The sequence below is a fragment of the Bryocella sp. genome, from assembly GCF_058498515.1.
In genome coordinates this window covers 1-25,730 of record NZ_JBMHYI010000010.1, presented here as the reverse complement: position 1 = coordinate 25,730, position 25,730 = coordinate 1, and the positions used below count along the sequence as shown (strand labels likewise).

General features: G+C 63.3%; 28 protein-coding genes and 1 pseudogene. 11 read left to right on the top strand and 18 right to left on the bottom strand.

Annotated elements, in window-relative coordinates; all coding sequences use genetic code 11:
- Positions 1-2: 2 nt before the first annotated feature.
- The 9 genes from AC5E6W_RS02785 to AC5E6W_RS02745 form a co-directional block, all read right to left on the bottom strand.
- A complete protein-coding gene (locus tag AC5E6W_RS02785; RefSeq protein ID WP_491750731.1) occupies positions 3-836 on the bottom strand; it encodes a glycosyltransferase family 2 protein in 834 nt (277 codons plus the stop codon).
- Between the two features lie 9 nt (positions 837-845).
- Complete coding sequence (gene cyaY, locus AC5E6W_RS02780; protein ID WP_491750730.1) at positions 846-1,181, bottom strand: iron donor protein CyaY; 336 nt, start codon at positions 1,179-1,181, stop codon at positions 846-848.
- 60 nt (positions 1,182-1,241) lie between these two features.
- Entirely contained in the window at positions 1,242-2,696 is a 1,455-nt protein-coding gene (locus tag AC5E6W_RS02775; RefSeq protein ID WP_491750729.1) for a PQQ-dependent sugar dehydrogenase, read from the bottom strand.
- A 162-nt stretch (positions 2,697-2,858) separates the two neighbouring features.
- Positions 2,859-3,776 carry a hypothetical protein gene (locus tag AC5E6W_RS02770; protein ID WP_491750728.1) on the bottom strand — a complete coding sequence of 306 codons (918 nt, stop codon included), beginning with the start codon at positions 3,774-3,776 and terminating at the stop codon, positions 2,859-2,861.
- Positions 3,777-3,863: 87 nt separating this feature from the next.
- On the bottom strand, positions 3,864-4,331 hold the full coding sequence (locus AC5E6W_RS02765) for a single-stranded DNA-binding protein (RefSeq protein ID WP_491750727.1): 468 nt from the start codon (positions 4,329-4,331) through the stop codon (positions 3,864-3,866).
- Between the two features lie 90 nt (positions 4,332-4,421).
- Complete coding sequence (locus AC5E6W_RS02760; RefSeq protein ID WP_491750726.1) at positions 4,422-4,670, bottom strand: hypothetical protein; 249 nt, start codon at positions 4,668-4,670, stop codon at positions 4,422-4,424.
- Positions 4,671-5,246: a DUF420 domain-containing protein gene (locus AC5E6W_RS02755; protein ID WP_491750725.1), complete on the bottom strand. Its 576-nt coding sequence runs from the start codon at positions 5,244-5,246 to the stop codon at positions 4,671-4,673. It abuts the gene before it with no gap.
- Between the two features lie 69 nt (positions 5,247-5,315).
- The gene (gene cyoE / locus AC5E6W_RS02750; RefSeq protein ID WP_491750724.1) at positions 5,316-6,272 is read right to left on the bottom strand and encodes a heme o synthase; all 957 of its coding nucleotides are present in this window, start codon (positions 6,270-6,272) and stop codon (positions 5,316-5,318) included.
- A 59-nt stretch (positions 6,273-6,331) separates the two neighbouring features.
- On the bottom strand, positions 6,332-7,492 hold the full coding sequence (locus AC5E6W_RS02745; RefSeq protein ID WP_491750723.1) for an acyl-CoA dehydrogenase: 1,161 nt from the start codon (positions 7,490-7,492) through the stop codon (positions 6,332-6,334).
- A 375-nt stretch (positions 7,493-7,867) separates the two neighbouring features.
- Between AC5E6W_RS02745 and AC5E6W_RS02740 the strand changes: the two genes are divergently transcribed.
- On the top strand, positions 7,868-8,419 hold the full coding sequence (locus AC5E6W_RS02740; protein WP_491750722.1) for a hypothetical protein: 552 nt from the start codon (positions 7,868-7,870) through the stop codon (positions 8,417-8,419).
- Positions 8,420-8,605: 186 nt separating this feature from the next.
- Here AC5E6W_RS02740 and AC5E6W_RS02735 read toward each other — a convergent pair whose 3' ends face one another.
- Positions 8,606-8,911 (bottom strand): type II toxin-antitoxin system RelE/ParE family toxin, encoded by a 306-nt coding sequence (locus AC5E6W_RS02735; protein WP_491750721.1) that lies wholly within the window; start codon positions 8,909-8,911, stop codon positions 8,606-8,608.
- Entirely contained in the window at positions 8,895-9,185 is a 291-nt protein-coding gene (locus tag AC5E6W_RS02730) for a type II toxin-antitoxin system Phd/YefM family antitoxin (protein ID WP_491750720.1), read from the bottom strand. Before AC5E6W_RS02730 ends, AC5E6W_RS02735 begins: the two co-directional genes overlap by 17 nt.
- A 266-nt stretch (positions 9,186-9,451) precedes the next feature.
- Here AC5E6W_RS02730 and AC5E6W_RS02725 point away from each other — a divergent pair, with 266 nt between their 5' ends.
- Together AC5E6W_RS02725 and AC5E6W_RS02720 are read left to right on the top strand one after the other, a co-directional pair.
- Entirely contained in the window at positions 9,452-9,889 is a 438-nt protein-coding gene (locus tag AC5E6W_RS02725; RefSeq protein WP_491750719.1) for a nucleotidyltransferase domain-containing protein, read from the top strand.
- On the top strand, positions 9,801-10,208 hold the full coding sequence (locus AC5E6W_RS02720; RefSeq protein ID WP_491750718.1) for a HEPN domain-containing protein: 408 nt from the start codon (positions 9,801-9,803) through the stop codon (positions 10,206-10,208). Before AC5E6W_RS02725 ends, AC5E6W_RS02720 begins: the two co-directional genes overlap by 89 nt.
- 390 nt (positions 10,209-10,598) lie before the next feature.
- Here AC5E6W_RS02720 and AC5E6W_RS02715 read toward each other — a convergent pair whose 3' ends face one another.
- Positions 10,599-11,195 (bottom strand): hypothetical protein, encoded by a 597-nt coding sequence (locus tag AC5E6W_RS02715; RefSeq protein WP_491750717.1) that lies wholly within the window; start codon positions 11,193-11,195, stop codon positions 10,599-10,601.
- A 21-nt stretch (positions 11,196-11,216) separates the two neighbouring features.
- Here AC5E6W_RS02715 and AC5E6W_RS02710 point away from each other — a divergent pair, with 21 nt between their 5' ends.
- Positions 11,217-11,516 (top strand): hypothetical protein, encoded by a 300-nt coding sequence (locus tag AC5E6W_RS02710; protein ID WP_491750716.1) that lies wholly within the window; start codon positions 11,217-11,219, stop codon positions 11,514-11,516.
- A gap of 19 nt (positions 11,517-11,535) precedes the next feature.
- Positions 11,536-12,165 (top strand): biosynthetic peptidoglycan transglycosylase, encoded by a 630-nt coding sequence (locus AC5E6W_RS02705; RefSeq protein ID WP_491750715.1) that lies wholly within the window; start codon positions 11,536-11,538, stop codon positions 12,163-12,165.
- On the opposite strand, the gene AC5E6W_RS02700 is transcribed toward AC5E6W_RS02705, so the two are convergent.
- Both AC5E6W_RS02700 and ffh read right to left on the bottom strand, forming a co-directional pair.
- Positions 12,141-12,734: a hypothetical protein gene (locus AC5E6W_RS02700; protein WP_491750714.1), complete on the bottom strand. Its 594-nt coding sequence runs from the start codon at positions 12,732-12,734 to the stop codon at positions 12,141-12,143. The two genes, AC5E6W_RS02705 and AC5E6W_RS02700, sit on opposite strands and share 25 nt — an antisense overlap.
- A gap of 19 nt (positions 12,735-12,753) precedes the next feature.
- Positions 12,754-14,154: a signal recognition particle protein gene (ffh, locus tag AC5E6W_RS02695; protein WP_491750713.1), complete on the bottom strand. Its 1,401-nt coding sequence runs from the start codon at positions 14,152-14,154 to the stop codon at positions 12,754-12,756.
- Positions 14,155-14,487: 333 nt separating this feature from the next.
- On the opposite strand from ffh, the gene AC5E6W_RS02690 reads away from it, so the two are divergent.
- From AC5E6W_RS02690 to AC5E6W_RS02680, 3 genes are all read left to right on the top strand, one after another.
- Positions 14,488-15,570, top strand: coding sequence for a tyrosine recombinase (locus tag AC5E6W_RS02690; RefSeq protein WP_491750712.1), 1,083 nt, complete (start codon positions 14,488-14,490; stop codon positions 15,568-15,570).
- Between the two features lie 288 nt (positions 15,571-15,858).
- Positions 15,859-16,911: a tyrosine-type recombinase/integrase gene (locus tag AC5E6W_RS02685; RefSeq protein WP_491750847.1), complete on the top strand. Its 1,053-nt coding sequence runs from the start codon at positions 15,859-15,861 to the stop codon at positions 16,909-16,911.
- A 395-nt stretch (positions 16,912-17,306) separates the two neighbouring features.
- On the top strand, positions 17,307-17,771 hold the full coding sequence (locus AC5E6W_RS02680; RefSeq protein WP_491750711.1) for a hypothetical protein: 465 nt from the start codon (positions 17,307-17,309) through the stop codon (positions 17,769-17,771).
- Positions 17,772-17,941: 170 nt separating this feature from the next.
- Here the strand turns inward: AC5E6W_RS02680 and AC5E6W_RS02675 are convergent, their stop codons facing one another.
- The gene (locus AC5E6W_RS02675; protein ID WP_491750710.1) at positions 17,942-18,265 is read right to left on the bottom strand and encodes a rhodanese-like domain-containing protein; all 324 of its coding nucleotides are present in this window, start codon (positions 18,263-18,265) and stop codon (positions 17,942-17,944) included.
- Positions 18,266-18,442: 177 nt separating this feature from the next.
- Here AC5E6W_RS02675 and AC5E6W_RS02670 point away from each other — a divergent pair, with 177 nt between their 5' ends.
- The 3 genes from AC5E6W_RS02670 to AC5E6W_RS02660 all read left to right on the top strand — a co-directional run bounded on the left by AC5E6W_RS02670 (position 18,443) and on the right by AC5E6W_RS02660 (position 20,636).
- Complete coding sequence (locus tag AC5E6W_RS02670) at positions 18,443-19,093, top strand: hypothetical protein (protein ID WP_491750709.1); 651 nt, start codon at positions 18,443-18,445, stop codon at positions 19,091-19,093.
- A gap of 167 nt (positions 19,094-19,260) precedes the next feature.
- A complete protein-coding gene (locus AC5E6W_RS02665) occupies positions 19,261-19,659 on the top strand; it encodes a DoxX-like family protein (RefSeq protein WP_491750708.1) in 399 nt (132 codons plus the stop codon).
- Positions 19,656-20,636: a BtaA family protein gene (locus tag AC5E6W_RS02660; RefSeq protein WP_491750707.1), complete on the top strand. Its 981-nt coding sequence runs from the start codon at positions 19,656-19,658 to the stop codon at positions 20,634-20,636. The genes AC5E6W_RS02665 and AC5E6W_RS02660 overlap by 4 nt, the downstream gene beginning before the upstream one ends.
- A gap of 14 nt (positions 20,637-20,650) precedes the next feature.
- Here the strand turns inward: AC5E6W_RS02660 and AC5E6W_RS02655 are convergent, their stop codons facing one another.
- The 3 genes and pseudogenes from AC5E6W_RS02655 to sdhA form a co-directional block, all read right to left on the bottom strand.
- Positions 20,651-22,150, bottom strand: coding sequence for a methyl-accepting chemotaxis protein (locus tag AC5E6W_RS02655; protein ID WP_491750706.1), 1,500 nt, complete (start codon positions 22,148-22,150; stop codon positions 20,651-20,653).
- A 96-nt stretch (positions 22,151-22,246) separates the two neighbouring features.
- Positions 22,247-24,967 carry a PAS domain S-box protein gene (locus AC5E6W_RS02650; RefSeq protein WP_491750705.1) on the bottom strand — a complete coding sequence of 907 codons (2,721 nt, stop codon included), beginning with the start codon at positions 24,965-24,967 and terminating at the stop codon, positions 22,247-22,249.
- Positions 24,968-25,251: 284 nt separating this feature from the next.
- Positions 25,252-25,730, bottom strand: a pseudogene (sdhA, locus tag AC5E6W_RS02645) (succinate dehydrogenase flavoprotein subunit); the annotation flags it as partial.

The window sequence follows — 25,730 nt, the reverse complement described above, 5'->3', positions numbered from 1 at the left end:
CGCTACAGCGTTGACTCTTTGGCGGCCAGTTCCTGGGACTGGAGGCTGGGCTGAAGGCGCGTGCGGGCCAGCTCCCACGCCTTGGCATACTTCCAGCTTGAGTAGACGGAGTGGTACAGGTGCAGCATCAGGCCTTCGCGTCCGTCCAGGAAGCCTCCTCGGCACAGGTAATTCCAGAAGAACGTCCAAACCGGCGCGATGAGGATGCGAAAGACGAAGGCCCTGCGCGACGAGCAGACGTGGCCGCGCTCGATGAGCAGGTCCGCGCCCAGCGAGCTGTACCGGTCCATGTGCTCGATGTAGGTGGAGAGCGTGGGATACGCATGATGGATGATGTCGAAGTCCATCGTGCCGGCCGCGCCATCGAACGAGATAATCTCGTGCACCGGGCGGTTCTCGAACTTGGGCGTCAGCGTGAAGTTCGCAGCGTTGCGGCGGAAGAGGCGCAGCTTGGGATCGGGGTAGAAGCCGCCCCGCTTCATCCACCGGCCCAGGAAGAGATTGCGCCGCCGCAGGTAGAAGGCGTCGAAGGGCGGGCTGCTGGGCAGCAGCGTGCGCATCTGTTGCTGCAGCTCGGGCGAGAGTTCCTCGTCCGCATCCAGCGTGAGGATCCACGTCCCGGTGCACTGCGCGATGGCGAAGTTCTTCTGCTCGGCGAACCCCGGCCAGGGGCGCTGGATCACGCGCGCGCCATGGCTGGCTGCGATCTCCGCCGTTCGGTCGGTTGAGCCGGAGTCGACGACGACGATCTCTTCCGCCCACGCGACGCTGGCGAGCGTGCGGCCGAGGTTGGTCTCTTCGTTCAGCGTGATGATCGCAACCGAGAGCAGCGGCATAGGAGGGGCTCAGCTCAACGTGATGGAGTCATCCTGCAGTTGCTCGCGCAGCAGGCGTTGCGTCAGCGTCCTCAGGTCCTCGCCGGTCTTGGAGAGTACGAAGCTGCTGGAGGTCTCGCTCCACTCCAATTTGAAGCTGGAGGTGAGCGCAGAGATCCAGATCTGGCGGACGGGCGTGTTCGGCGTGAAGACAAACTTCGTGCCACCGTCTTCGAAGAGAACGTTGAGCACGCCATTCTTCTCTTCGGCCTCGAAGCCGCCGTCTTCTTCGGCGCGGAAGAGGGCTTGCTTGAGCGCTTCAAGGGCGCTGTCGGACTCGCGGCGGAATGTAGCTTCGTCGATCATTTTGTTCGTAGTGTACCGGCATCGGAGCGCGCCGCAACCCTCCGGGCGACGATCCGGCATTTATCGCCCATTCTTCCCAGGATGGACGATGTAGATGACGCCGAGGTAGTCGTCGGTGAGAAGAAAAGTGTCGGGACCGAGGACCAGCAGGCCGCACGGGCGGCCGTTGACCTTCGCCGTCTTGATGCCGCCGGTAAGGAAGCCGGTCATGAGCGGGCGCGGCGTGCGGTCCTGCGCCGTGAAGCGCACCAGCCGGTAGCCTGTGCCGATGTGTGGATGGCTGGCGCCATGCTGCGCGACGACGAAGCTGCCGCCCAGAATGGGCGAGTGCGAGTCGAAGTACGCCATGCCCAGCGGCGAGCTGTGCGCCGCGAACGTCGTGTAGGGCGGCGGAACGTGCGAGCAGTCGGAGAGCGATGCCGGAGCTGTGCCGAGGGCGGCGTTCGGGTCTGCGTCCGCTTCGTGACCTCCACCGGCGGCGAGGTTTGTTCCGGCCGCGGCGACGCCCTCCTGCTTGCCGTACACCGAGTCCCCGCCGGCCTTGCGCGCGGACTTTACCGCAGCACTTTGCGCGGAGGTCACCTTCGGATCGTTCTCGGTGGCGGTGACGGGAAGTGGCGTGGTGTCGTGTACGGCCTTGCCCTGCGCGAAGTAGCAAGTGGGCCAGCCGTAGTTCGGGGCGTGGTTTCCCGGTGCGGGGCTGGCCGTGGCTTCGGTGATGGGGCCGGGATGCTGGTTGGAGTCCAGCTCGAAGAAGGTGTCCTCCGGTAGCTGGTCGCCGAGGTGGTCGTCACCCATGTCCGTGGCAAAGAGTGCGCCACCGTCCACTTCGGGGAGGAATCGTAGATCGACCGCGTTGCGCATACCCTGCGCGACGACGCGCTGGTCGCTGCCGTCGGGATTCATGCTGAGGATGGCCGCACGTGCGACTTCTCGCTCCTGGCAGTAGTTGCAACTTGAGCCGGTGGCCACGTACACGCGCGGATGGCCGTGCAGCGTGGCCACGGCGACGGTGCGGGTGAGGTGCCAGCCGCCGTACTTGTAGCTCAGGCCGTAATCGGGCCAGTGGGTCAGGACTTCGGGGTCGGAGGTCGGGGCTTCGTCGCCGGGGTTGTAGCGATAGCGGACCAGCTTGTCGGTCTGCGGCACGTAGAGCCACATCGCTCCGGGTTTGCCATCGCGCGCCGGCTCGGCGTAGAAGGCCAGGTTGTTGGGGTTGCGCAGGTGATCGAGATAGTGCGTCACGCGCGTAAAGCGCTGCGTGGCGGCGTCCCAGCCCTCCAGGATGTAGACCGAACCGTTGGTGTTGTCGGCGAGGTTGAACATGCCCGTCGCGAAGACGCGGCCGTCGGGGGACATCGTGAGGAAGCGCACCCGCTTGAGGCCGGTCGCCGCGACGTCGAGCGTAAGGCCCGCCGGAAGGGAGAGCGTGATGCTCTTGCCGGGGGCATAGGTGACAGTGTGTGGCGTCAGCTGTGCCTTCGCCACACCGGTGGATGCCGCCAAAAGAAGCATGCCCGCCATAAGGCCGGCAGCAAGGTTGCGGAGAACAGTTGCAGAGGAACGGAGAAACTGGCCCGTGCCCGACGTCGAACGAAACTTCAAAGAAACCATGCCCACCGGTTAGACGCTCACTCGCGGAGCAGAGACGCCCAATGGACTTGTTCGCGATCAGCCTTAGTGGGGGATGCTGCAGGGCGCAGGCTGCGCGGTGGGTTCGTAGTGCTGCGTCGTGTCGTCGAAGGCGAAGGTCTGGCAGAGGAAGTTGCGCAGGTGCGCCATCTCGAACTCGCGGGCGTGCGACATGGGGTTGAGGGCCTCTGCCGGAGCGAGCCGTCCGCTGCCGCTGACCAGCAGCGTGTGCAGGCCAGGCTCGGTGGTGTCGGGCTGCACCCAGCGCAGCGTGAGTTCGCAGCCACCGTGACCCTTGCCGTGTCCCGCGTCGCAGACGCGCGACTCGGAGACAAAGCTCATCGTGATGACCGCGTGGTTGTTGATGATGCGCAGGTAGGCCTGGTTCTCGGAGCTGTCGCCCGTGGGCGTCGTGGTGGCAGCGGTGAAGATCGCGCGGTAGCGTCCCTTCTGCAGGACGGAGCGGGCCACGCGCAGGAAGGTTGAAGGTTGCATGCTGGCGTCGGCGGTTGCGGTGGAGAAGATGACCGTGCCGACGCGCCGCCAGAGACCGTCGGAGGGCACGAGGATGGCGCTCACGATGTGCTGGTCGAGCTCTGCGGTGAGGATCGCGTCCTGCTCGTCGCCCTGGCTCATCGGAGCGAACTCCAGTTGCAGGGCGCGGGCTGTGGGGATGTGTCCGCGCTGCAGATACTGCGGGGGCGCGCCGATGGCGGAGAGCGCCGCGGCGCGGGTGCGGTCGTCGTCCGACTGCAGCTGGCGTGACAGGGCCTGCGGCGCCGGAACGCCGTAGTCGACCTGCTGAAACTGGATGGGGCCCAGACCAGTGCTGACGGGAACGAGAGGCTGAACGCGTGGCGGCGCCGTCGGCGGCGACATGCCATCACTGTGCCGCTGCGCCAGGGCATGGCCCACAGACACGAGGGCCAGGGCGAGAATGGCTAGGGATCTGCGGCGGATCATCGGATTATCGGAGCACGGAGGATGTCATTCAAAGTGAGGCGTCGGGCATCGCGGCACCCGTGCGAGGGACGCCGCAATGCCCTCAGGCTAGAACGGAATATCGTCGTCGGTGATGCCTACGTCGCCGTAGTCCGCCGCCGCGGCTGCAGGTGCCGCGGCGCGCGAGCTGGAGTAACCGCCGGAGCTTCGCTCGGAGGAGCCGCCACCACCGGACTCGCCGCGGCCGCCGAGCAGAGACAGTTCGTTCACCAGGATCTCGGTGCGGTACTTCTTCTCGCCGCTGGTCTTGTCGTCCCAGCTGCGGGTCTGAATCTTACCTTCGATGAAGATCTGGGTGCCTTTCTTCACGTAGTCGCGGACGATCTCCGCGGTGCGCTGGAAGCAGACCAGGTTGTGCCACTCGGTCTTGTCGGCCCAGTTGCCGGTGGAGTCCTTTTGCCGGTCCGCGGTGGCCAGCGAGAAGCTCGCGACGGTCATGCCGCCGGCGGTGGTGCGGATCTCGGGATCCTTGCCTACATTGCCGAGAAGGAAGACTTTGTTAACGCCTTTAGCCATAGGAAAACTCTCCGTTTCGCAGGATGAGGATAGCAGAGGAATGGCGCGGGAAAACGCGGCCTTTCAGGTCCTCCGAGGTGTCCGGAAGCTCTATTCCCGTCCGCGCAGATCGCCGATCAGCTTTGCGATGCCCAACAGCAGCGTCAGCAGCCCGGTGGGGCCGCAGCCCATGATGGTCATCAGCGCCATCCAGCCGGCATTGTTGTGGGGGCCCTGCTTGGAGACGCCACCCAGCACCGTGTAGAGCACCAGAGCAGCGATCGCGGCGATCAGGGAGATGCCTCCGCCGGTCATCAGGATCTTGCGCGTGTCGGGTTGAATGCCGGTCTCGCGTGCCATCTACTTGTGCACGATCGCTTGCAGGAGATATACGAAGACTCCGCTCACGGACACATACAGCCAGATCGGGTAGGTCCAGCGGGCGATCCGGCGATGCGCGGGGAAGCGTCCCGTGAGCGAGAGGAAGAAGGTGATCAGGATCATGGGCAGGCACACGATGGCCAGCGGAATGTGCGTCGCGAAGAGCACGATCGCATAGGTGTCCCAGAGCCAACCGGTGTGTGCGATGGGCAGCCGCGTCTCGCCGTGCAGGAAGTAGGTGGCGAGGTAGCTGACCAGGAAGGCGCTGGAGAAGATGAACGCGGCGAACATGGCGTTGCGATGGCCGATGACGTTGCGCCGCCGGATCCGGCTGAGGCCGACCACCAGCGCGATGGCGCAGAGCAGGTTCAGGACTGCGTTAAGGCCGGGAAGGAAGCGGAAGCTGGTCGCGGCGGCGTCGACGGGAGGATGCACGTAGACGAGCCAGAAGATGAACAGGCTGGCAACGACGCTGACCCCAATGATGCCCCAGACGACCGAGGCGGGAGTGCGCGCGTCAGTGCTTGCGGAGAGCGGGCTGGACTGTGTGGACATGGCTCGTTCAGTGTACCGGCAGGGTGCACGCTATGGCGGCGAAGATCGACCCGGGTTCGTCTTGCGCCGCTAGAAGAACAGGCGGCCTTTGGCGTCCAGCATCATCGCGGCGAGCAGCAGCGGGAGGTACATCACGCTGACCTTGAGCAGATGGCGCGCCAGCTTTCGGGCTTCCGGAGTTTCGGGATCACGGGCGATCTTCGCGAACTGGATCGACGCCACCAGGTACCAGAGGCCCAGGCCGAGCGCGGCGATCTCGTAGAGCCGGCCATCGATGCCGAGCCATACCAGCCACAGGCTGGCGGGGATCATCAGCACAGCGTAGAAGACTGCCTGCGCGGCGGAGGATTTGGCCGCCCAGCCGATAGGCCGCTGGCTCGCGGTGACGCGGATGCCGGCTCCGCCGTACTCCTCGCGGTACATCCAGCCGATGGCCATGAAGTGCGGGAACTGCCAGATGAAGAGCACGGCGAAGAGGGCCACGGCGGGCCACTCGATGAGGCCGCGCGCGGCGGTCCAGCCGATGAGCGGCGGTAGCGCGCCGGGGAAGGCCCCGATGAAGGTGTTCAGCGTGGTGATGCGCTTGAGTGGCGTGTAGACCCCGACATAGCTCGCGGCTGTGAGCAGCGTGAGCGTGCCGGTGATCATGTTGGTCTCCCGAGCGAGGTACAGGGAGCCGCCGCAGATGAGCAGGAATCCCAGCAGCAGGCCATGCACCAGGCCGACGCGCTGCTGCGCCATGGGCCGCTGCGCGGTGCGCACCATGAGCAGGTCGGTCCGACGCTCCAGCGCCTGGTTGAGCACGCTGGAGCCTGCCGTGACCAGCGCGATGCCGAAGAGCGCCTCCAGCAGCGAGAGGCTGAAGGGGCTGATGCCCGAGCGCAGGCAGCCGAGATAGAAGCCCGCGCCCGCCGTGATGATGACCATCAGCGAGACGCGCGGCTTGGTCAGCAGGGCGTAGTCCACAAGCAGGGTGGGGAATCCACCGCGGGCGCGGACTACCGGAGATGTGATGGCGGCTGGCATCTGGAATCAGGCAACACACAAGGATACCGCGTGGCGGCCAGCCGGTGGCAGGTGCGCTATCAGCTATCGCCCAGAACCAGCTTGGCGATGGTGGCGAGCTGCATGAAGCTGGTGCCTTCGTAGATTTTGCCGATCTTGGCGTCGCGGTAGAGCTTCTCGACGGGGTAGTCCTTGACGAAGCCCGAGCCTCCGAAGACTTCGACTGCGAGTGAGGCGGTGCGCTCGGCGACCTCGCTGGCGAAGAGCTTGGCCATGGCGGCTTCTTTCAGATAGGGGGCACCGGCATCCTTCAGGCGGGCGGCGTTGTAGACGAGCAGGCGGGCTGCTTCGACCTCCATGGCCATGCGAGCGAGCTGGAACTGCATGGCCTGGAACTCCGCGAGGGGCTTGCCGAACTGCTTGCGGTCCTTGGCGTACCGGATGGCGTGGCCGAGGGCTCCCTGTGCCAAGCCGACGAGCTGCGCGCCGATGCCGATGCGACCCTCGTTGAGGGTCTCGATGGCGATCTTGTAGCCCTTGCCGACCAGGTCCGGGCCGCCGAGGACGTTCTCCGCCGGGACGCGGCACTCGGAGAAGATGAGCTCGCAGGTGGAACTGGCACGGATGCCCAGCTTGTCTTCTTTCCGTCCGAGGGTGAAGCCGACAGTGCCTTTTTCGATGAGGAAACAGGTGATGCCTTTGTAGCCGGCGGCGGGGTCGACGGTGGCGAAGACCAGGTAGAGGCCGGCTTCGCGGGCGTTGGTGATCCAGAGCTTGGAGCCGTTGAGGACGTAGTCGCCGGCGCCATCCCGGGTGGCACGGCACTTGAGGGCGAAGGCGTCGGAGCCGGAGGAGGCTTCGGAGAGGGCGTAGGCGCCGGTGAGGGACTCGGCGAGCTGGGGAAGGTAGAGGGCCTTCTGGGAGTCGGTGGCCCAGCGCAGGAGGGCGCTGATGACGAGGGTGTTCTGGACGTCGACGAGGACGCCGACGGAGGGGTCGACGGCGGAGATCTCCTCGACGGCGAGGACGGCCTGGAAGAGGGATCCGGCGGGGCCGTTGTAGGCCTCGGGGACCTGGATTCCCATGAGTCCGAGGGCGTGGAGCTGGGTGAGGAGGGCGGGCTCGAAGGCCTGCTGCTCGTCCATCTGGCGGACGAGTGGGGCGATTTCGGCGCGGGCGAAGTCGCGGACGGTGTCGCGGAAGAGGCGTTCGTCGTCAGAGAGATTTGTCAGGGGCTGCATGGCGCTTCGAGGGTAGATGCGGGAGGGACGGTATGTCGAGGCGGTGGGTACCCCCCTCCCCCCTTTTTTCGCAAGTGTTCATAAAAAAGACTTTGAGGGTGGACCTTGGGCTAGGGCCAAGGGGTCAGGGTCCAGGATCCAGGGCCAGGGTCCTGGGCCAGGGTCAAGGGCCGAGGGCCAAGGGCCAAGGGCCAAGGGTTCAGGGCCAGGCAGCTGAGCTGGCGATGGCGTTCTCTGGTGGCCCCTGTTTCCATTGTAGGGAGTTTGGCTAGGAGTTCTGCCAAATGAACGTGGCGAGCTGATGTCGGCTAAACAAATTGTGGCGGATGCCGATGTAACGATGGAGCCGAGTTGGGCTACGGATTGGAGAATGCAATGCTGATTTCGAGTGTGACTTCTGGCGGTGCGGGTGCTTCGAGTCTGGACGCGCAGTTGAAGGCTGCGGAGACGGCGTCGGCGTCGCCGAAATCGTCGACTGCAGTGACGGGTGCGGCTTCGCAGGGAAGTGCACAGGCGACGCTTCCTGTGGACACGTACACGCCTTCCGCTGCGAGTTCGAGCGGTGCGAGTTCGGCTGGCGCTGCTGTTTCGGGGCCGTCTACTTCGAGTGCGACGGCTTCGACGAGCACGGCAGCGCCTGCGGGGAGTTCTTCGACGGCTGCCAAGGCATCGTCGGGAGGATCTTCGGGTGGTTCGGGAGGCGGAGCGGGGTCGGCGGCAGCGGGCGCGGCGAGTGTGTCTTCGGCGGACGCGGTGGCGGCGGCTTACTCGGTGACGGTGGGTGGAAAGAGCTACGGGGCGAGCGTGGCGGAGTCGGGCGGAACGTATACGGCTTCGGTGGCGAACCTGCCGGGCGCGAGCGCGAGCGGGTCGAGCGTGGCGGCGGCGGAAGCGAACCTGAATGCGAAGGTCAGCGCGCTGGCGTAGGAGCTATTTGGGAGATTGGGCTATGAGGCACGGCTGAGGCTGTGCCTTTTTTGTCTGTAGCGCGGGATAAGAGGAGTGAGGCTCCGGTTATAGGGGGTGTAAGCGGAGGCTATCTCCGGATGGAGCTGTGCGGCGAGGGTGTCCAGTATGTCGAGGGTAGTACGCCTCGGGTTGGGCCGGTCGCCTTTACCTCGATGTGATTGGCTTGCGGGCTCCGTGACGGATATGCACCACCGTTACGCTGTGCTTCTTTGGGTGGATGCGATAGAGGATTCGGTAGATGTGCGGTTTGTTGCCGTAGAGCACGAAGCGGAGCGCCTGGTCGTAGTCTGTCTTCGTGCCACGTTGCGGCCGGGTGGCGAGGCTTTGGATGAGGTCCTGCAGGCCGAAGAACCAGCGTGCGGCAGCAGAGGCTGCGCCGGTATGGGTGAAGGCGAAGATGCGCTGCAGATCGAGTTCGGCCCGGCGGGAGAGGTCAACGCGATAGACCATATTTTTCCTGCAGGTCCTGGAAGACGGCCTCGGCGGCACGGGTGCGGCCCGCGGCGATGTCTTCGTCCCCCTGGCGCACGCCTTCGCGCTCGCTGGCGTCGGCGGCGACATTCAGGAGTCGCTGATATTCGATGGCGGAGAGGACGGTGGCCTCAGCCTTGCCGTTGACCGTAAGGATGATGGGACGGCCGGTGCGCTTGAGCTGCTTGAGCATCTTGACGGAGTTGTTGCGGAAGGTGGTGAGGGGCTGGATGTCCTGGGTGATGTCGATCATGGCGGGCGCCTCCCTGTCGAGAGAAGTCTATCGTACCTTTAGAGGTATGATGCGGCGGGTGGCGGCTGCTTCTCGATTTGGAGACGTGCGAGCGCCGGGGACCCCGGTCCGCGGCGCGGGGTTTGTGGGACGGTTGACAGAGCTTCGGCTGCGCTCGGGACGCCCTTGCGCGTGGTGGGGCCTTGGCGTTGGGGTGAGGCTGGCATCCTGCGAACCCATGTCTCAGAGTCGAGACATGGGGCACCCGGGTGGGGTTACGGGCTAGAATGGGCGCGAGGGAAGGAATGGGAGCTGCACTGAGCATCCACGACTGGACAGTTACGCCTGACAAGGTGGATGAGGCTGTTCGCCGAATTGTGGATGCGGCTGATCCGGTGCGGGTGGTTCTGTTTGGGTCTCGGGCGCGCGGGACGGCAAGGCCGGACAGCGATCTCGATCTCGCGGTGATTCTGGATGCTCCGGAAGAGTCGGTGAGGAAGCTGCTGCCTCGCTCGGTGTTGCGCGGGCTGCGGATGGAAGTGACGTTGATCGTCGTTTCCGAGGCGAAGTTCGAGCTTCACCGGCACTGGCCTAACAGCGTTTTCTATTACATTGATCGCGAGGGAATCGCTCTCTATGACCGACGGGATTCAGAATCCGCACGTGAAGACGCTGTGCGAGCTGGCGGGGCAGGACGAGTCGACTCTCCAGTTCCCGCTGCCTGATCAGATCTTCGGATTTCATGCGCAACAGAGCTGCGAAAAGCTGTTCAAGGCTCTGATTGCCGCGAACGGTTTGACGTATCCGTTCACGCATAGTCTTGAGCGGCTGTCTGAGATTCTTGTCGCTGCGGGAGAGACGCTGCCGAAGACTTCGTACGACCTGCTCGACTTAGAGCCGTTTGCGGTGGAGTTTCGCTATGACGTGGGTGGGAGCCTGAGCGAAGAGGAGAAGACCGGGATTCGAGAGAGTCTCCGGTTGACTCGGGAGTATGTGCTGGAACGCATTTTGGTGCTTGAGGGGCTGCCGGGGGCGCGGCCGTAGATTGTGAGCGGTGAGGTGGGCGTGGTGGAGGTGGAGTGTCCGGCGCTGGCGCGGAGGCGTGGCGGGTTGGGGGAGAGACTCGGGCCGGATGGACGGGTGCGGAAGATACCTGAGTCCGAGTAATTGGGTGCCCCAGGTCTCGCGTTTGAGACGTGGGAGTGGTGGTGAGGGTGTTTGGGGAGACTTGTGGTGGTTTGGGATGGGTGGTCTCGCGGGGCATCCTGCGAACCCATGTCTCAGAATCGAGACATGGGGCACCCGGCTGGGCTCAGGATGACGGGGTTTGGGGGGGGAGAAAGGTTTTGGTGGCGGAGGATGCATCCTGCGGGCCCACCTCTCTGCGGAGATATGGGCACCCGGTTGGTGGCCCGGAGGTGTGAGCCACCCGTTTCACTCTGCTTTGACTTGCCGAGCTTCTGCGTCGAGGAAGCCGATGTCGCCTTCCCGCGCACTGTGTTCCCATTGAACTCGAGGTGTAAACAGCGGATCATTGCGGTTTGGGCTCCAAATGGTGTCCCCGTTGGTGCTCCCCGCCGCCGCAGCGAACTTTCCTTGCATCGTGCCGCTTTCGCCGGAATACACGAGGTCGAAATAAGTCGCGGACGTTCGGTTAGGTCCGGCCTCCTCGATGTGGAGCCGTATTCGGTTCTTCCTGGGAACATAAAATTGGGTCAAATACCCGTCCACGACCCCCCGTGAGCGATTCGATCCTTCGACCTGCCGCGGGCCGTTAATCGAGTCTTCATAAATCTTCTCGCTGCTCCCGTAAAGTCGTTTTCCCTCTTGCCAGACCATCACTTCATGCTTCAGGTACATGCCGCAATATGGGTTGTAGCGTGACGACACCGTGTGAGTCTGAACCCACCAAACGCCATTCACATCTGGAGTGGGGAAGACGCGCTCGTTCAAAATGAATAGAGTCGCAGTCAGCGCGGCGCCGCCCGTGAATGCGGCTAGGGAGTCGGACAGGAAGTTCTCGAAAGACATGAACACCTACGGAGGCGAGGAATGGATACAGAGAAAGATATGGACGCCGCTTCTCACGAGCGCTTCCTCACAGCGAGAATGAGAGTGATGGAAATTATAGACAACCTCACGGAGGCGCTTGATGACCCAGGTCAAGCCGCTGCGTTCGTGACGAGTCAGGCGGACTTCGAGCGCTACGTCGAAGCCCACTTACAGTTCTTGTCGTCTTTGGAGAGCGGCACCGTTGGCGCGATGCAACGCAACCTCGTTGCAGCTGAACTTTGGGCGCAGCGAGGGGCAATCCTGGATATGTTCTTGGCAGACAATATGCCAGACCGCTAATCTCGATGTCTCAGAAGATATGACATTTCTCGAGCAAGCCCTGCGGTTGAGCGATGATCTCGCAGACGCGCGAATTCGAAAGGAATCAGCCGTCTGGGCGCGGTCGCTCGGCGTTCCGGTCCATTTCGTTGAATTTCTCTTGCTCATAGAAGATAAGAGATTTCCGACTCATCGGGGGATCGATGGATTCGCTGTTCTCAGGGCTCTTCGTCAGAATTTGAGGCGTCGCAGGTGGTCAGAAGGCGCGAGTACGATTACGCAGCAGCTTTACAATCTTCACCTGCAGTCCATCGGAAGGGAGCCGCAAAGGAATCTCGCCTTTAAGCGCAGGCAGATAGCGTTCGCTGTGCGTGCCAACAGTACTCATTCGAAGAGTGAACAGCTAGAGAGATATGTGGCGGGGGTTTACTGGGGAAGGTCCTATATCGGTCTATTGCAGGCGGCCTCGGGATACTTCCATAAGAGTCCGATTGAGCTAAACGCTGAGGAAAGCTTCTTCCTCGCCGAGCGGTTGGCGTGCCCAAATCGCAGAGCGGGATCGAGGATAGATAGAATCCTCTCTCGCAGATGCGTCGCCGCTAAGCTCCGGCATTATGGATCCGATGAGGTCCGGCTAACCTCAGTTTATCGGGCGCTTGGCTTGGATTGAGTGCCGTCGCCTGCCGGTTCGCCGGTTGAAGGATCAAGGATAATTTCCGCCGCGGCCGCGGCGACGCTTATGTAGCGTTCGGCCTCCGCAGTTGTTAACACGATGCCAGGCGTTGTAACGCTCTGGCTGGCGTCTGCTCTGTCGCGGAAGTCCCGCAACTCCCTAACGAGCGCAACGGAGCCGAGGGGGAGGCGTCCTTGGTGCTCCAGCCAGTCAACAAATAAAAGTGTGTTGATGCGAGGTATGTCAGCGCCCTGAATGAACCCAGATTCCGCTGCGGCGGTCTCGATGAGTAACCATGCTTCCAATACGGCGGCCCTTGGTGATACAGCCGCAATAGACCTCAGGCGCTCGATCGTTGGCTTCGCCGGTAGGTTTGGCGACGCAAGCGTCCGAGTTTGATCCACGTCGAATAGTTTCGCTTCTACGCGCTCAAGTGCAAGTTCAATTTCAAGTCCTTTGTATTTGACATGGGTCATCCTCGATATCACGCTGCCGATTTGCTTGTGGAACAGCGTGACAAGAATCAAAGCAAAAATGGGCCAGATCAGGATTTTGAGTATGTCCACGTGCCCGCTTTCGAGGTCCCTACCGTCCGAACTTTTGTCCGCCGCCTAGTTGGGACATGAGGCGTTGTTGCATTTTGCCTCCTCCCTGGCCCATGGTTTTGAACATTTTGGACATCTGGTCGTGTTGTTTGAGCAGGCGGTTGACTTCGGCTACTTCGACTCCGGCGCCTTTGGCGATGCGTTTTCTGCGGCTGCCGTTGATGAGGGCGGAGTTGACGCGTTCCTTCTGGGTCATGGAGTTGATGATGGCCTCGACGCGGCCGAACTGTTTCTCGTCCACCTGGGAGGCGGCCTGCTGCATGCCGGCGAAGGGGCCGACGCTGGGGAGCATCTTCATGATGGATTGCATGGAGCCGAGCTTCTTGATCTGACGGAGCTGCTCGCGGAAGTCGTCGAGGGTGAAGCCGTCGCCGGAGAGGGCTTTCTGGGCGAAGGCGGTGGCCTTGGACTTGTCGAGCTTTTCCTCGGCGCGCTCGAGCAGGGTGGCGATGTCGCCCATGCCGAGGATGCGGCCGACGATGCGGTCTGGGTGGAAGGGCTCGAAGGCGTCGGGCTTCTCACCCGTCCCGAGGAACTTGATGGGCTGGCCGGTGATCTGCCGGATGGAGAGGGCGGCGCCGCCGCGGGAGTCGCCGTCCATCTTGGTGAGGATGGCTCCGGTGATGGCGAGGCGGTCGTTGAAGGCTTTGGCGGAGTTGACGGCGTCCTGGCCGGTCATGGCGTCGGCGACGAAGAGGATCTCGGAGGGGTTGAGCTCCTTTTTGAGGGCGGCCATCTCGTCCATGAGGGCCTCGTCGATGCCGAGGCGGCCGGCGGTATCGACGATGAGGATGTCGTGGGCGAAGTTCTTGGCTTCGCGGAAGGCTTCCTTGGCCAGGCGGAGAACGGCCGGCGTTCCAAATGCAGGTCCCTCCGCTTCGCTGCGGGATGACAATTTGCCTTCGTAGATGGCGGCTCCGATGGACTGGGCTACGACCTTGAGCTGCTCGCGGGCGGCGGGGCGGTAGACGTCGACGGAGACGAGCAGGGGGCGGTGGCCGCCCTTTTTGAGCCACTGGGCGAGCTTGCCGGTGGTGGTGGTTTTACCGGAGCCCTGCAGGCCAGCCATGAGGATGACGGTGGGGGGCTGGGGCGCGAACTTGAAGCGCGCGGTGTCGCGGCCGAGGACGTTCATGAGCTCGTCGGAGACGATTTTGACGATTTGTTCGGAGGGGTTCAGCGCTGTTGCGACGGACGAGCCGAGGGCCTTCTCGCGGACGTGCTCGATGAGGTCTCGGGCGACGGTGAGGTTGACGTCGGACTCGAGGAGGGCGACGCGGATCTCGCGCAGGGCGTCGTTGATGTTCTCGTCGGTGAGGGTGCCCTGGCCGCGGAGGGACTTGAAGGAGCGCTGCAGCTTGTCGGTTAGGTTCTCAAACATGGCAGGTTCTATTTTAGCGGGGAGTTTGCGGTGGGGCCGGGAAAGGCGAACGCGGAGTGCGCGGAGGGCGCAGAGTTGCGCGGCGGGAGTTGGGGCGGGTTGGGGGCGGGAAAGAAAGACGCGAAGGACACTGAGGACACAACGGTGCGCCACGGTGGTTGTGGCGGGATTTGGGAGGGCGTCTCTGTAGAGGTGCGAGGTGCTCAGGTTGCGCGCGGGGCGCGCTGGAGGGACGAGGAAGAGCGGTGGAGTGGCGCAAGTGTGGCGGTGGGTTCGTGTCTGGCTTGGTTCGGGGGGCTGGTGCGGGGTGCGGTGGGGGGACACAATCGAGGGATGAGTTCCAGTCCCAGCCGCGGGTTGAGCGCTGTGCCAAGCGATGTGGCGTTGGTGCGGGAGTACGCGGGGCACCTGCGGGTGGAGCGGGGGCTGCGTCCGCTGAGCGTGGAGGCGTACCGGAGCGACCTGGAGATGTTCTCGGAGTTTCTGGATGGGGTCGGGAAGACGCTGATGACGGCGGCGCAGGAGGATGTGTCGGGGTTCCTGCAGCATCTGCGGGAGCATGGGCAGGAGTCGCGGTCGGTGGCGCGGAAGCTGAGTTGTTTGCGGGGGTTCTTCCGGTGGTTGCTGAAGGACAAGCGGATCGCGCGGGACCCGACGGTGAATATCGAGAGCCCGGATGCGTGGAAGGTGCTGCCCAAGGCGCTGGCGGAGGATGACGTCAACGAGATGCTGGAGCGGCTGGGTGCGGCGGCGAGGGCGGACGATGCGGATGGGCTGGCGCTGCGGGATGCGGCGATCGTTGAGCTGCTGTATGCGGGCGGGCTGCGGGTGGGGGAGATAGTAAGTCTGCGGCAGGAGGATTTGCGGCTGCATAGCGCTACGGTGCAGGTTCGAGGCAAGGGGGACAAGGAGCGGATTGTGCCGATTGGGCGCAGCGCGGTGGAAGCTCTGGAGAGGTATGTGGAGCGGGGGCGGCCGGAGTTGCTGCGCGCGCGGAAGGCGTTTGGGGCGGGTTCGTGGAAGAAGCAGGTCCTCTCCGAGGATGACAACAAGAAAGGCAAGAGCAACAACCGAGGCGACGGCTCGGGTGTCGTGCGGGAGTTATTTCTTAGTGTGCGGGGGCGGGCGTTGACGACGCAGGCGGTGTGGCAGATGGTGCGCGGGTTGAACTCGCAAGCCAGCCCGCATAAGTTGAGGCATAGCTGCGCTACGCATATGGTGTCGCATGGGGCGGACTTGCGGACGGTGCAGACGATCCTGGGGCATGCGGATATTGCTACGACGCAGGTGTATACGCATCTGGCGATTGATCGGCTGAAACAGGTGCATCGGAGCTTTCATCCGCGGGCGCGGATGAAAGAGGGCTCAGGGGCCAGGGCTCAGGGTCCAGAGGGCGATGTCGAGGTGGGGGCGTGAGGAGTCTGCCGCCTATTGCGATGGCCGCAGGGGGAGGCGTGATGATTTCGGCTACGCTGTGGCTGACCTTCGGTTGGGTGGGTACGCTGCTGTTGAATATGCCAGGACTCTTCTTCGCTACGATGCTTCGAGGCCATGAGGCTGGCCGGTTTCCTGTAGTGATGTTTGCGGGAAATTTTATTTTCTACACTGCGGTTATTTGGTGGGCGTTATTGCTCCGTAGGAGTTTTCGTGCGCGCGCAAAGTAACGATATGGGGCTGCAGTCGCTCGCTGAGCGGTTTCTTGCGATGTTGCGGGGAGAGCGGGGTTCGAGTGAGCACACGTTGCGGGCTTACTCGCGGGAGGTGCGGGGATTTGTTGCTTATCTTACCGAGTTACTTGGTGAGGACGTGGAGGTTCGGTCGATTGAGCACACGCATATCCGGAGTTACATGGCGGTGCTATACGACAAGGGGTTGACGAAGGCTTCGATTGCGCGGGCGCTGGCGGCGATTCGGAGCTGGTTCAAGTGGCTGGCGAAGATGGGGATTGTGGAGGCGAATCCTGGGGCGTTGGTGACGACGCCGAGGCTGCCGAAGCATTTGCCGCGTGTGCCAAGCATGGAGGATGTGAATCGGGTGCTGGATTCGTTGGAACAGGGTCAAGGGTCGAGGGCCAAGGGTCAAGGGCCCGGGGGCGAGGGCCCAGGGGCGAGGGCTCACGGCTCAGAGTCGGGACTGGCCGGTGGTAGTGGTGCAGGTGTGAAGACCCACGTCTCAAAGTCGAGACGTGGGGCACCCGGATCTGAGGATGCAAGTGAGACCGCGGCGTGGCGGGAGCGGGAGCGGGTGATCTTCGAGTTACTTTATGGTTGCGGGATTCGTAACTCGGAGTTAGTGGGGCTGGACTTGTCGAGTATTCGCTGGAAGGATGAGGCGATTCGGGTATTTGGCAAGGGGCGCAAAGAGCGGCTGGTGCCGCTGGGGGATGCCTCGGCGGAGGCGATTCGGGCGTATCTGCCGGACCGGGCGGCTCGGCTGGAGCGGGCGGGGAAGGGCAAGCTCGCGAACGAAGGGCCGCTGCTGGTGAATCTTCGGATGCGTGGGACCTGCCGACTTACTACCCGGAGCGTGGGGCGGATCGTGAAGCAGATTGCGTTGCGTGGAGGGCTGCCGGCGGATGTGCATCCGCACACGCTGCGGCATGCGTTTGGGACGCACATGCTGGAGGAGGGGGCGGACCTGCGCGCGATCCAGGAGATGCTGGGGCACGAGCGGCTGTCGACGACGCAGCGGTATACGCAGTTGACGGTGACGCAGGTACAGCGGGTGTATGACGAGACGCATCCTAGGGCTAAGTAGCAGCAGAACAGCTGAATAGCAGAACAGCAGAGGAGCAGAACAGCAGAACAGCAGAACAGCAAGATGCTTGATCGAGCTGGGAGCTTCAGATCTCAGTTGCTAGTTGCTAGGCTGTATCGACAAATTCGACGGGGGATGTATCGGGAAAATCCCTGCAAGATGTGTCATCCCGAGCGAAGTCGAGGGACCTGCTATCTGCCAGTGCTGGCAAGGAAGCAGGTTTCTCCACTACGCGGGACGGTGAAACTGTCCCGCTCCGGTCGAAATGACACATCTTGGACGGTGCGGAATATGTCGATACAGCCTAGTTGGGATCGGGCAGCGGCGGTTGTGAGTTGCTCGTGAATCGACGCTGATTGCTTGCCCGTGGTCCGTTCTCGATGCCATGCTGGGGTATGAAGTTTCTGGCGGGTGTGGTGGCTTGCGGGGTGTTGGGGCTTGGCTGCGTTATGGGTGCGGTGGCGCAGGATGGCGGCTACTGGCGGGCGTCGAGCGATAACGCGAAGTCGACGACGGGCGACATTGGCATTGGTTCGCTGAAGGTGACCATCAACTTCGGGCTGTACACGATTGCGCAGATCCATAGTGTGGATGCGACGCAGGCTCGGGCGGTGTTCGATATCGATGCGCCGGAAGGTGCGGTGGTGGGGAATCTGTATCACCTGAGCATCGATGGGGGAAAGAAGTTCCTGCACAAGAACACGTTGTGCGGCAGCGAAGAGACGCAGTACATGGTGACTGCGGTGGTGGGCAAAGAGCTGCATGTGGCGTTCTTCTCGGGGTCGGCGATGCCGGAGCTGAAGGCGGAGGCGATTATGAGCTCGACGAATTTGTGCGGGATTTATACGTATACGAGGTAGCGGCTGCGCCGTTAGCCGGCTGCGCCGGGTAGCCGCTGTGCGGTTGGCGCTTCGCGTTAAGGTCCGCGGTGCTTCGCGTTGGGATGCCTGGCGGGCGCGGTCATCCTGCGAAGGAATACAGGGGTTCCTCGATCGCTACGCTCACTTGGAATGACGGGCTGAGCGGCGGCTTAGTAGCGGGGGACTTTGGGGTCGATGAGCTGGGACCAGGCGTCGATGCCTCCGGCTACGGACTGGGCGTAGGAGAAGCCCTGGTTGCGAAGCCAGGCGGTGACGGAGAGCGAGCGGGCGCCGTGGTGGCAGAGGACGAAGATGGGTTTGTCCTCGTCGAGCTCGTGGAAGGCGCGCTTGGGGACGTCGCCCATGGGCATGAGGGTGGAGCCTTCGATGTGCGCGGTGTCGTATTCCCAGGGCTCGCGAACGTCGAGGAGCATGGGCGGCTGGGCGGTGGAGAGCTGGGTCTTCAGGTCGTCGACGGTGATCTCAAGGTTCATAAGGGGAATGGCTCTCGGGCGGCTGTGTCGGTGTACTGTCTTGGGTTTCGGCGCGCTCAGCCGCTGAATCATCTTACAAGTTCGGGCGGGACGCGCGTACATCGCACGAGGGTGGGCTGGCAGTGATGTTGGTCACCGCTGTGGAGTATGTCCAGGCCAATACTTCGCCGTATGGCGATGACAGAGTATTTCGCAGAGAAGACGGGCTCCGAGGCTGTTCTCGAGACGACGACTTCCACCGGGGAAGAAGATGTCGCGACGCCGGTAGCGGTATCCGTAAAGCCTGAGCGCACGAAGAACAGTTTGACACCGTGGCTGGCGCGCTTTTGGCGGGTGCTGCGGCGGTTTGCGGGCCGTGAAGGCTACGAAGAGGTTGTGAAGACAAGGATGGTGATTGCGGCGCGGCCAGAGGCGTGTTGGAATGCCGTGGTCTTCTACGAAGAGATGGGAGTGCAGGCCCCGTGGCTGCTGCGAGTGGTGCTTCCACTACCGCTTCGGGTGGAAGGGAAGAAGTCGGGGCCGGGAGCACGGGTGGATTGCGTTTACACGAGTGGATATCTGACGAAGCGTATTCTCGAGCTCACTCCGCCGAGCCGGATAGGGTTCGATGTGGTGGAGTCGTACCTCGGGGTGGAGGACTGCGTGGCGGCGATCGAGGGATCGTATGCGATCAAGCCGGTCGCGGGCGGGTCCGAGATCATCCTGTCGACGCGCTACGGTAGCGCGCTGAATCCTCGCTGGGTTTTTCGTCCGCTGGAAGGATTTGTGCTGCACGTGCTGCATCGGCATATCCTGCGTGGCGTGGCGAAGAGTGTGGCAGGGAAGTAAACCGGGCTGCAGGCACATCGCGATCGAGTGAAGGTCTGATTAAGTTCCGACTGTTCCCTCAGCGGCTAAAGCCGCGCTTGCCGTCACTGCATTGATGGCGGGACTAAAGTCCCGCCCTGACAAAACGCGAGCTTATGAAGAGTTTCACCAGGAGCTAGAGGACTTCCATGATGCATGTGACGATTCCGTTTCCCCCCCTGCTGTTGCTGCGCGTGGGCGTGGCTGCGGTGTGGCTGTATGAGGGGCTGTGGTGCAAGGTGCTGGGCCAGGCGCCGTCGCAAAAAGAGGTTGTGAGCGCGGTGCCGCGGTTTGGCGGCTGGGCTGGGCCGTTTCTGATGGCACTGGGCGTGGTGGAGGCGCTGTTGGGTGTGTGGGTGTTGTGGGGCGCGGCTCCGGGACTGTGTGCCGTGACGCAGACGGTGCTGCTGGTGACGCTGAATGCGAACGGCCTGCTGTGGGCGCGGAATATGATCCACGATCCGGCGGGGATGGTGGTGAAGAATACGGCGTTCCTGATGCTGGCGTGGGTGTGTGGAGCTGTGGCGGGTGGGGGAGTGCGGCCTTGAGCGCCGGAACGGATGCGACGTCGACTGCGTGGGCCGCGGGACGGTTGGGCGCTGCGAAAGGTGAGAAGCGGATTCTCTTTGGGCGGATGTATGAGGATGTCGCGGTGGAGCAGGCGGCGTTTGCGGGCAAGGGGCGAGTGTTCTGCATAGCTTCAGCGGGTGATACGGCGTTTGCGCTGGCGCGGTCCCATGATGTGGTGGCGTGCGATATCAATCCGGTGCAACTGGCGTATGCGAAGGCGCGGGCGGCGGGAGGTCCGCGGCGGTTGGGGGATGCCGACCGCGCGATGAATGCGATGCGCAGGATGATGCCGCTGATCGGCTGGCAGCGAGGGAAGCTGGAGCAATTTCTGGCGATGGAGGATGTGGGAGCCCAGCTGCGGTTCTGGCGGGAGCGGCTGGATACGTGGCGGTTGCGCACGGGGATTGGGTTGCTGATGTCGCGGGCGGTGCTGAGCGTGGTGTATTCGCGGCCGCTGCTGGATGCGATTGAGCCCGGATTCGGTGCAGTGCTGCTGCAGCGCATGGAGCGGACGTTCTCGTTGTTTCCGAATGCACGAAACCCGTATGCCAGGGCATTACTGCTGGGAACAGAGGATAAGGGCGAGGTTGACGCGAGGCTCCCGGGCGGGGTGGTGTGGGAGTGCGGCGATGCGGCGAGCGTGCTGGAGAGCTATGCAGCGGGGAGCTTCGACGGCTTTACGCTGTCGAACATCCTGGATGGGGCCTCGGCGGAATATCGCGAGCGGCTGTTACGGGCGGTGCGGCGGGCAGCGGCTCCTGGGGCAGTGGTGGTGATTCGGAGTTTCGCGCGGAGCTCGGGATGGCCTAGTGGTGAGGACCGAGTGCTCGACGACCGGTCGATCCTGTGGGGCGAGGTGCGGGTTGCGCCGATCCTCGATACGGACTCCGGCCCCACCGAGCAAATGCGTTCGTATGGAACCCGGGACTCGGGGCATTCGCAGCCTGTGAGCTAGTTGGCGTAGCTGAGCTAGTTGGCGTAGCGAAGGGGCGCAGACTTCGAAGCTGTGTGTGCGAATGCGGTTCCGGCGGCGAGCTGCGAAGCGGCGTCTCCTCCGACCATTCGGCCGAGGCGGTCGGCTACGTGGTGGAGAGTTTCGGACTGGGCGTTGAGCTCTTCGGCGGCGGCGGCGCGTTCCTCGGCGGCTGCTGCGGTGCGCTGAGTCGCCTGCTCGATGCGCTGGACGGCCTGTCCGATCTGCGCGACGCCGCGACCCTGCTCCTGGCTGGCGTTGGTGATCTCCTGCACGAGCCCTTTGAGGCGGGCGAAGGCTGCGGTGACCTGATTTCCGCTTTCGGAGAGGGTGGAGACGATGGCGCGTCCGGTCTCGGCGTTTTTGACCGAGCGGGTGATGAGGGTGGCGATCTCGTCGGAGGCTTTGGTGCAGCGCTGGGCGAGGTTGCGGACCTCTTCGGCGACGACGGCGAAGCCCATGCCGGCTTCTCCGGCGCGGGCAGCCTCGACGGCGGCGTTCAAGGCGAGGATGTTGGTCTGGAAGGCGATCTGCTCGATGATCTGGAGGGTCTGGGCGATCTGCTGGCTGGTGTCGCCGATATTTTTCATGGCGTCGACACAGGCGGCGACGCTTTTGCTGGAGGCGGCGGTGTTGGTCTCGGCCTCCAACATGACGGCGAGCGCCTGGGTGGCGTTGGTGGAGTTCCGCTGGGCCATGGAGCTGACCTGTTCGGTGGAGGCAGAGGTTTCTTCGGTGAGCGCGGCCTGCTCGCTGGCGTCCTGAGACAAGCTCTGCGAGGAGGTTGCGATTTCGGAGGAGGCCTGCGCTATCTGAGAGGAACCGTCGCGGAGTTCATGGACGCTCTCGCGCAGCTCGGCTTCCAGGCGCTGGATGACAATGACCAGCCAGACGCCGACGCAGATACTGATGAGGACAAGGACGATCTGGCTGATGAGGCCGGTGTGGACGGTGCTCTCGAGCGTCGCTCCGATGTCGGCGATACGTCCCTCTTCGCGTTGCTGCAGCTTGGCGGCGAGGGCATTGACATTGGTGGCGATGGGTATGACCTGCGAGGAATACGCGGCGCGGGCCTCCGGCAGCTTGCCTGCGTCGACCAGTGCTGCCAGTGAGTTGCCTTCCTGGTTCAGGTCCTGGTTGGCCTTCTGCAGCGTGACTACGAGTTGCTTGCCTTCCGGGGTGACGAGCAGCGGGCGAAATTGAGTGATGATCTCTTCGAAACGAGCGGAGCTTTTGACCAGTGACGCGCGAGCGGCAGCAAGACCCTGGGCATCGGAAAGCATGGCGCTGGTGAGCTGGGTCTGCTGCGCGGAGGAGATCTGCCCGGCGAGTGCCTCGAGCTCTCCGGCGAGGCCGAGCTTGACCGAATCGGCGTGCACGATGCGGTGGACCTCGTCCGCCGAACTTTGGAAGATGAGGACGGCTGTAGCGCCCATGACGAAGACGCACAACAGCGCGGCTCCATAGAGCATGAGTAGCTTCTTCTTGATGGACATTTCGGACAAAGCTCCTGCGCGGGTCTCCATTCTGGCGACAGGAAGGCCGCCAGAATGGGACTAATCACAGGGCTATCGGCAGGAAGCCGCGACTTTTTATGGTTTACGGGGAGTTCCGGCGAGCGGAGAGATCAAGTGTTCCCCTTTCAGGACGGCGTTGACCTTGGCGAGTAGCTTCTTTCGATTGAAGGGCTTCTGGAGGAAGGTCTCCTCGGTGGCGGCGCTGGCACGGCTCTGTAGCACGTCGCTGGGATAGCCGGACATGAAGATCACCTTGGCGCTGGGGTAGGTGGTGGAGAGATCGCCGTGGAGTTCCACGCCGTTGCGGCCCGGCATGATCACATCGGTGAGCAGGAGGTCGATCCTGGGGCGGTCGCGGGAGATGAGGTCCATGGCGGATTCGGCGCTGTCGGCTTCGAGGGTCTGGAAACCGGCTGCGCACAGCATCTCGACCGTGAGCTCGCGGAGGGGATGGTTGTCTTCGACGACCAGGACGACGGGTCGTGGGGCATCTTCCGTGACGGGTGACGGGCGTGGAGCGATGTTCTCCGTTGCGGACCGGGACGCCACGCGAACTGCGGGAAGGTACAGGGTGAAGGTGGAACCCTGTCTGGGCTCGCTGTGGGCGTCGACGAAGCCGCCGCACTGCGCTGCGATGCCCTGGACCGCGGCATAGCCGAGGCCGTCGGTTTCCGTGCCTGGACGGGGTCCGGCGAAGGGCTCGAAGATGCTCTGGATCTGGTCGGAGGTCATGCCGGGACCGGAATCCTTGACCGAGATGGAGTAGTAGGTAAGGGGGCGGCAGGTGGGGTGGATGACGCTGGCGGTCTCGATGGAGAACTGCACCGCCTGCAGACGCACGTTGACCTGGCCGCCGGCGCTGATGCCGCAGGCCTTGGTGGTGAGCATTCCAAGTGCGCGCTGGATGAGCGTGGGGTCGGCGTGGATGAGGGCGGACTTTCGCTCGGAGACGAAGGTGATGTTGCAGGCGGCGGGTGTGGCGTCGCAGAACTGCTGGGTAATTCGCTGCAGGACCTCGTTGAGATCGAGTTCGCGCGGGAACGCGGCGTCATGGTTGCTGAGTGCGAGCAGATGTCCGGTGAGGCCGGTGGCGCTGGAGGCCGCGACGCGGATGCGGTCGAGCTGCTTGCCGAGTTCGGCGGGCGATCCGCCCTCGGCGAGTTCGGTGGCGGCGGTGATGACGCCGAGGAGATTGTTGAAGTCGTGGGCGAGGCCGCCGGCGAGGCGACCGATCGCCTCGGTCTTCTGCACCTGCGCGGCCTGCTGCTCGAGGCGCAGTTCTTCGGTGACGTCGCGGGTGATGTTGACGACGCAGGGCTGCCCGCCGATCTCGATTTCCTGGGCATCGATGACGCCCTCGCGAATCTCTCCATCGCCGCGGCGGAACTTCATGCGGAAGGCTTTGACGCCGCCGTTGTTGAGGACCGTCCGGCGGAGTTCATCCCGTCGTGCGGGGTCGACCCAGAAATCGAAGTCGGCGGAGCAGCGCCCGAGGACATCGTGGCGCGAGCGGCCCATCATCTGCAGTTGGGCTTCATTGGCGTCGAGGATTATGCCGGTTTCCCAGTTGATGAGGATGACCGGGAAGGGCGAAAGCAGGAAGGCCTTGCGGAAGCGTTCTTCGGCGAGCTCGAGGTCCATCTGAGCTCGGCGCTGCGCCGTAATGTCCTCGGTGAAGAGCAGGACGCCGCCGATACTGCCATTGGTGTCGTGCCAGGGAAAGATCTGCCAGCGAAACCAGCCCATGGAACCGTCGGGGCGGAGGATGGAGTCAGCGTTGGAGGTGACCATTTCGCCGGCCAGCGCACGCTGGTGGACGCTGCGAAAGGACGCAGGAAGGTTGGGGAAGATGTCGTAGTGGAACTTGCCGATGACGTCCTGGCCGACCAGATCGAAGTCCTCCAGAAAGCGTTTGCTTACCTTAAGGTGGCGCATCTGGCGATCGAACATGGCGAGGCCCATGGGAGCGTTTTCGAAGAGCAGCTCCAGGCGATCGCGGCTGGCCTTGAGCTCGTCGTCCGCGAGCTTGCGGGCGGTGATGTCGCTGAAGGAGGTGACGGCTCCTTCGAGGGTTCCATCGGCTGCGAAGAGCGGCCTGGCGTTGATTTTGAGCCAATGGCGGTTGCCGTGGATATCGGGCATGTTGACGCGGACGTCGGTGACGCTCTGGCCGGTGGCGAGGATCCTGGCGCTGGGCATCTCCTCGAGCAGCATGGGGCGACCGTCTTCGCCGAGCGCGTGGAGGCGGGGATCGGTTGCGGGATCGGAGAAGGCGGCGGCCGAGACGCCGAGGATGCGGGTGACGGCGGCGTTGGCGGTCAGGCCAGCACCGTTGGCGTCGACGAAGAGGACGCCTTCCTCGAGGGAGTCAAAGACGGCTTTGAGGCGAGCATTAGTCTGGGCGAGCTGGAGCACGGCTGCATCCGCTTCGGCCCGGGCGCGCGCCGCGACTTCGGTTTCTCGTTTGCGAGCGCTGACCAAGGCGACCACGGCGATGCAGGTAAACAGCAACACTGCGATCGCGAGCACGCTGGCGGATCGTGTGATGGTGAAGGTTCCATGCGTTGGGGCAAATAGGATCTTTGCCATGGGAACAGAGAACAGCCCGGTAAAGAAGCCTGCCCAACCCCCAGCAATCATGGCAGCAAGGACGACTGCGGGATAAAACACAAGGAATGGAGGCAGCGGGCCGAGAAGACGCCGCAAGACGAGGTGGAGGAGCAGGGCGCAGCCAGAGAAGAGCAGCGCTGTCGCGAGATCCCGGCAGCGCGCTACGAGGACCTTTTTGTATGACATACAGCTTTCTCCCGCTACTTTTCTTCCGCCTCTCCGGTTTACCGATTGATCCTACCGAGAGAGAGGCGCTGGCGACACTGTCCTATGGATTTGCCCAGGTAGGCAGCGGGCCACCGGTTTCGTTTCGGGAATAGTTATGACGGCCATCCGTTCCCGTTTGTGCAGTGCTGTATCGGAGGCGCACAGGGTCTTTGTTAGAACACTTTTGTGTGAGGTATCGGCACAGAAACGGCGGGGGTTATCCCCCGCCGTGCCGTTACTGGACTCCGATTGTGTGGTTGTGCCTAGGCTGCGGCGTCGTAGCGACGCGGCCGGGGCTTGATGTGCTGGATGTCGACTTCTTCGAACTCGAGTTTCGGAGCGCCGTCGACGTAGCTGGCTTTGGTGGTCTTGAGGAAGCGCTCGTCGTCGCGCTCGGGGAAGTCGGGCTTGTAGTGGGCTCCGCGGCTTTCGTCGCGGGCGGCCGCACCCTGCACGATGACGCGGGCGAGCTCGAGCATGTTCCAGAGCTGGCGGGTGAAGGCGAAGCTGGTGTTGGCCCACTGCGACTTATCGGAGAGATTGACGTTCCGGTAGCGGTCGAGGAGCTCGACGATCTTGGCGTCGGCCTCGTCGAGACCAGCGTTGTAGCGAACGATCGTCGCGTGCTTGGTCATGGTCTCGCCGAGTTCGCGCCAGATTTTGAATGGGTTTTCGGTGCCGGGGTTGTTGAGCAGGAGCTTGTTGGCCTCGTTCTGGCGCCGCAGCTCGGCTGCGTGGCCGC

Coding starts and splice junctions, on each gene's coding strand:
- AC5E6W_RS02785 (WP_491750731.1), bottom strand. CDS start 836: ATGCCGCTGCTCTCGGTTGCGATCATCACGCTGAACGAAGAGACCAAC.
- AC5E6W_RS02740 (WP_491750722.1), top strand. CDS start 7,868: ATGCTGATTTCGAGTGTGACTTCTGGCGGTGCGGGTGCTTCGAGTCTG.
- AC5E6W_RS02775 (WP_491750729.1), bottom strand. CDS start 2,696: ATGCTTCTTTTGGCGGCATCCACCGGTGTGGCGAAGGCACAGCTGACG.
- AC5E6W_RS02725 (WP_491750719.1), top strand. CDS start 9,452: ATGGGCGCGAGGGAAGGAATGGGAGCTGCACTGAGCATCCACGACTGG.
- AC5E6W_RS02685 (WP_491750847.1), top strand. CDS start 15,859: ATGTTGCGGGGAGAGCGGGGTTCGAGTGAGCACACGTTGCGGGCTTAC.
- AC5E6W_RS02755 (WP_491750725.1), bottom strand. CDS start 5,246: ATGTCCACACAGTCCAGCCCGCTCTCCGCAAGCACTGACGCGCGCACT.
- AC5E6W_RS02655 (WP_491750706.1), bottom strand. CDS start 22,150: ATGTCCATCAAGAAGAAGCTACTCATGCTCTATGGAGCCGCGCTGTTG.
- AC5E6W_RS02745 (WP_491750723.1), bottom strand. CDS start 7,492: ATGCAGCCCCTGACAAATCTCTCTGACGACGAACGCCTCTTCCGCGAC.
- AC5E6W_RS02715 (WP_491750717.1), bottom strand. CDS start 11,195: ATGTCTTTCGAGAACTTCCTGTCCGACTCCCTAGCCGCATTCACGGGC.
- AC5E6W_RS02690 (WP_491750712.1), top strand. CDS start 14,488: ATGAGTTCCAGTCCCAGCCGCGGGTTGAGCGCTGTGCCAAGCGATGTG.
- ffh (WP_491750713.1), bottom strand. CDS start 14,154: ATGTTTGAGAACCTAACCGACAAGCTGCAGCGCTCCTTCAAGTCCCTC.
- AC5E6W_RS02765 (WP_491750727.1), bottom strand. CDS start 4,331: ATGGCTAAAGGCGTTAACAAAGTCTTCCTTCTCGGCAATGTAGGCAAG.
- AC5E6W_RS02730 (WP_491750720.1), bottom strand. CDS start 9,185: ATGATCGACATCACCCAGGACATCCAGCCCCTCACCACCTTCCGCAAC.
- AC5E6W_RS02675 (WP_491750710.1), bottom strand. CDS start 18,265: ATGAACCTTGAGATCACCGTCGACGACCTGAAGACCCAGCTCTCCACC.
- AC5E6W_RS02650 (WP_491750705.1), bottom strand. CDS start 24,967: ATGTCATACAAAAAGGTCCTCGTAGCGCGCTGCCGGGATCTCGCGACA.
- AC5E6W_RS02680 (WP_491750711.1), top strand. CDS start 17,307: ATGAAGTTTCTGGCGGGTGTGGTGGCTTGCGGGGTGTTGGGGCTTGGC.
- AC5E6W_RS02665 (WP_491750708.1), top strand. CDS start 19,261: ATGATGCATGTGACGATTCCGTTTCCCCCCCTGCTGTTGCTGCGCGTG.
- AC5E6W_RS02710 (WP_491750716.1), top strand. CDS start 11,217: ATGGATACAGAGAAAGATATGGACGCCGCTTCTCACGAGCGCTTCCTC.
- AC5E6W_RS02720 (WP_491750718.1), top strand. CDS start 9,801: ATGACCGACGGGATTCAGAATCCGCACGTGAAGACGCTGTGCGAGCTG.
- AC5E6W_RS02770 (WP_491750728.1), bottom strand. CDS start 3,776: ATGATCCGCCGCAGATCCCTAGCCATTCTCGCCCTGGCCCTCGTGTCT.
- AC5E6W_RS02760 (WP_491750726.1), bottom strand. CDS start 4,670: ATGGCACGCGAGACCGGCATTCAACCCGACACGCGCAAGATCCTGATG.
- cyaY (WP_491750730.1), bottom strand. CDS start 1,181: ATGATCGACGAAGCTACATTCCGCCGCGAGTCCGACAGCGCCCTTGAA.
- AC5E6W_RS02670 (WP_491750709.1), top strand. CDS start 18,443: ATGACAGAGTATTTCGCAGAGAAGACGGGCTCCGAGGCTGTTCTCGAG.
- AC5E6W_RS02705 (WP_491750715.1), top strand. CDS start 11,536: ATGACATTTCTCGAGCAAGCCCTGCGGTTGAGCGATGATCTCGCAGAC.
- AC5E6W_RS02735 (WP_491750721.1), bottom strand. CDS start 8,911: ATGGTCTATCGCGTTGACCTCTCCCGCCGGGCCGAACTCGATCTGCAG.
- cyoE (WP_491750724.1), bottom strand. CDS start 6,272: ATGCCAGCCGCCATCACATCTCCGGTAGTCCGCGCCCGCGGTGGATTC.